At 57.6% G+C, this 3763-nt stretch carries 4 protein-coding genes; all 4 read left to right on the top strand.

Features of this window, described 5'->3' with window-relative positions; all coding sequences use genetic code 11:
* Positions 1 to 228: 228 nt before the first annotated feature.
* Positions 229 to 846: a hypothetical protein gene (locus WBP53_RS01490; RefSeq protein ID WP_423925217.1), complete on the top strand. Its 618-nt coding sequence runs from the start codon at positions 229 to 231 to the stop codon at positions 844 to 846.
* Between the two features lie 4 nt (positions 847 to 850).
* Positions 851 to 1960 (top strand): hypothetical protein, encoded by a 1110-nt coding sequence (locus WBP53_RS01485; protein WP_423925215.1) that lies wholly within the window; start codon positions 851 to 853, stop codon positions 1958 to 1960.
* Positions 1953 to 2294 carry a hypothetical protein gene (locus WBP53_RS01480; protein WP_423925213.1) on the top strand — a complete coding sequence of 114 codons (342 nt, stop codon included), beginning with the start codon at positions 1953 to 1955 and terminating at the stop codon, positions 2292 to 2294. The genes WBP53_RS01485 and WBP53_RS01480 overlap by 8 nt, the downstream gene beginning before the upstream one ends.
* A 173-nt stretch (positions 2295 to 2467) precedes the next feature.
* On the top strand, positions 2468 to 3763 hold a 1296-nt coding region (locus WBP53_RS01475), incomplete at its 3' end, for an L-serine ammonia-lyase (protein WP_423925211.1).

The following is a 3763-nucleotide window of genomic DNA, read 5'->3' as shown; positions in this document are numbered from 1 at the left end:
GTGATCAGCAACACGTTTGGACGCCCGGGCGAGCCATTGCATGCTGAAATCGCCAGAAGTGCAGACACGAGCAGCGCCGCGCCCAAACTGAATCTCCTCAAGTATTGACTTGTGCCCGTAGATCGAGACATGCTAAGGCTTCTGCTCCTAGCCTGGACATTGGGGCCATCGCGGCGCATCAAAAAAAATGCGCTCAGTTTTCGTAATAGGTTCACTGGGGGTTTCACTATGAATTGCATTCGTTCTTCGTCTATATCTGTCGCTGCTGCAGGATTGCTTCTAATTGCCAGCTTGGCTAGTGCGCAGAATCATCGATTCAGCACAACCCAATCCTCGGTAATTCCGCCGCCGCCAGTTCCGGCGGGCACGTGCGCCAGTAATGCCGAAGGCATCATCAGTGGAACGGGCACGTTCAATGGCAATAACTGTGGTTCGCCCAGTGCCATAACAAATTACAACAACGCGCTTTGCGGTTCACTTGTCGACGGCTATCCAGGCCCGGAGGAATTCTGGCAGGTGAATATCGGAGACAACATTGCTTCCGACATTCTACTGACACCAGCAAGTGCTGACCTGGGCATTTTTCTAGTCAGCGCGTGCGGATCGGGGACGAGCTGCGTAGCATTTCGGGACAGCATTGGCGGCGGAGTTCCAAGCGGGCTTTCAATTGGAACAACCGCGCCAGACACCAATTACGGAGAATTCCCGGCATCGAACGCGCCTGCAGGCACCTACTACGCCTACATCGACTCCTATTATGCTGCCGGAGGTTCGTCCTGCAGCGACTACTCGCTGACGGTTGCCGGAACGTTGCCCGTGGAGCTTACCAACTTTGAGGTCGACTGATTCGTTGATCACCGGACCCCTGAAGACCGCCGCCTTGAAGGCGGCGGTCTTTTTTTTGTTTCCGGCATCGATACTGGCGCAATCCATTCCCGATTCGCGATCAGCGGTTTCCGCCAAGTGGCTGAATGGCAACCTGCTATTCGAACAACGCGTCTGGGCGGCTTCGCCTGTTTTCGCAGGCAAGGAAGCATGGGTGACGCTGGAAGCCTCGAATGAATCCAGCCACCCCATCACGATCGAGAAGGCCATTGTGCGCTCGCCCATCGGCTTGGTTTCGGGGCTGCCACAAACACTGCGTCCCGGGGAAAAGGGCAGCTTCAAGATCGGATTGGAGACCTTCGGCATGTTGGGCGAATTGTCTTCACGCGTCGGAATCTACACGGATGAATCCCCGGTCGTAGGCACCAGCGAGAATCTGGCGCCGTACCGGCTCGTTGTCACTACCTTTGTAAGAACCTCCTATGTGCCTGAGCGATTCATGGTTGACTTCGGCAATGTGGACCGCAGCAAGGGAGGCCGGGTTCAGGCCAAGGTGTCCTCTCGCGACGTGATGAAACTGAGCGCGATCGAAATTGCCGACGCAGCGGGATGGGTAACTGCAAAGGCAGTCAACTCGATCGACCCGCAGCAATTGATCTTGGACACCCACCTCAAGCCCGACGCGCCAAGTGGAATCCTTGTCGGCACACTTGAGCTGACAACCAATGTCGCTGACCAACCAGTTCTCTACATCCCCTATCGGGCCAACGTTTTCGGGGACATCGTACCCGACACAGTGCCTCTTGATTATGGACTGATGTCAATGGGGCAACCGGCTTTCCACTTCATCGAGCTGTCGAGCAGGACGGGGACAGCGTTTAGCGTGGAGAAAGTAACCGATCCGAAGAATCTCATTCGTGCATACGAGGTTTCCCCTTGCGTCAAGAAGCGCCCGGACTGCTCCAGTCTAAAATTGACGTTTTATCCTCAACGTACCGGTCCGCAAAGTGGTGAAGCAAAAGTGCTGGTCAAGCAAAACGGCTCTGAGTCCGACGTGCCCGTCCCATACTCCGCAGTCGTTTCCCGAAACAAGGAAGCGCCAAGTTTGATCGACAACGGATCTGACGATGACTAGCTGGAAGACCGGAATGATGGCAATGGCGTTGCTCGCCTTGGGCGAATTGGCAATTGCCGCCAAACCCGCAGTTCTGAGTTGGCAAATCAAGCCAAATCCGGATGTTTTCGGATTCAATGTATATCGAGCTACCAGTCGTACCGGCCCATTTCTTCGCGTGAGCAAGGAGCTCGTGCGTCCGAAGAGTTCAGCTTCAGATTCTGCGCAAAATACCGTGCGTTTCGAAGACGCTGATGTCGAGTCCGGCAGGACCTACTATTACTACGTGGATGTTGTGAGGAATTCCGGACTTAGCGAACGCCTGACCGGTGTTGTAGCCAAGACTGTCGACTAGTTTTCTCAAGTTCAGGCCCCGCCCATGCCCCAGTAGAAGGCATCAAGTGGGCCGGCGTTGCATGGAATTTCCAGCACTTCGAATGAACCCGCTTGGCGCGATCACGCTCCCAGCAAGCGCCCACCACCAGGCCGGCGTAGAATCCGGCGTCTACGAATCTGGATTCCCTGCCCATGGCTGTCAGCGTATTCGACCTGTTCAAGATTGGCATCGGCCCATCGTCTTCGCATACGGTGGGGCCGATGCGAGCTGCCGCGCGCTTTGTCACGCGTTGGCTGGACGAGCGTGACGTTCTCGCAAAGACAACCCGCATCCGGGTTGAGCTGTTCGGTTCGCTGGCACTGACCGGTCGCGGCCATGGCACCGACAAGGCTGTGCTGTGCGGGCTGGAAGGGGAATGGCCCGATCGGATCGATCCCGACATCATCGAGGAGAAGCTGTCGCGTATCCGCAGCACGAAACGGATCAACCTGCTCGGCAAGCACGAGATTGATTTCGACGAAAAGACCGACCTTGTCTTCAACAAGCGCCAGAAGCTGCCCTATCACAGCAACGGCATGCGCTTTGCCGCGTTCGATGCCGAGGGCAACGAACTCGCCTCGCGCGACTACTACTCGGTAGGCGGGGGATTCGTGGTCAACCATGATGAAGCTGCGGACGATCGCATCGTTGCCGACACGACTGTTGTCCCCTACCCGTTCAACAGTGGTGACGAGTTGCTTGCGCAGTGCGAGAAATCCGGATTGAGCATTGCTCAGGTGATTCTGGGCAACGAGCAGGTCTGGCGGCCCGAAAAGGAAATTCGCGAGGGCCTGATGACCCTATGGAAAGCAATGCAGGATTGCGTAGCGCGCGGCATGCGCCAGACCGGCGTGCTGCCCGGTGGGCTCAAGGTCGCGCGACGTGCACCGGCCATGGTGGCCGAGCTACGCGATCGCCCCGAGCAGGCCTTGCGTGATCCGCTGACCATCCTCGATTGGGTCAACCTGTATGCGCTGGCAGTCAATGAAGAGAACGCCGCAGGCGGTCGCGTGGTGACCGCGCCGACCAATGGCGCCGCCGGCATCATGCCGGCGGTGATGCACTACTACGCACACTTCTGCCCGAAAGCCGACGAGCAGGGGATCATCGACTTCCTGCTCACGGCCGGCGCGATCGGCATCCTGTACAAGGAAAATGCATCGATCTCTGGCGCCGAAGTCGGCTGTCAGGGCGAAGTCGGCGTGGCCTGTTCGATGGCGGCCGGTGGTCTGACTGCCGCACTCGGCGGCAGCATCTATCAGGTCGAGAATGCCGCCGAGATCGGCATGGAGCACAACCTCGGCCTGACCTGCGATCCGATTGGCGGCCTCGTGCAGATTCCCTGCATCGAACGCAATGCCATGGGTTCGGTCAAGGCCATCAATGCCCAGCGCATGGCCATGCGCGGCGATGGCAAGCACCGTGTCTCACTCGACAAGGTCATCAAG

It is taken from the genome of Dokdonella sp. (genome assembly GCF_049593775.1).
Lineage (GTDB): Bacteria > Pseudomonadota > Gammaproteobacteria > Xanthomonadales > Rhodanobacteraceae > Dokdonella.
This window is presented reverse-complemented; position numbering and strand designations above follow the sequence as displayed.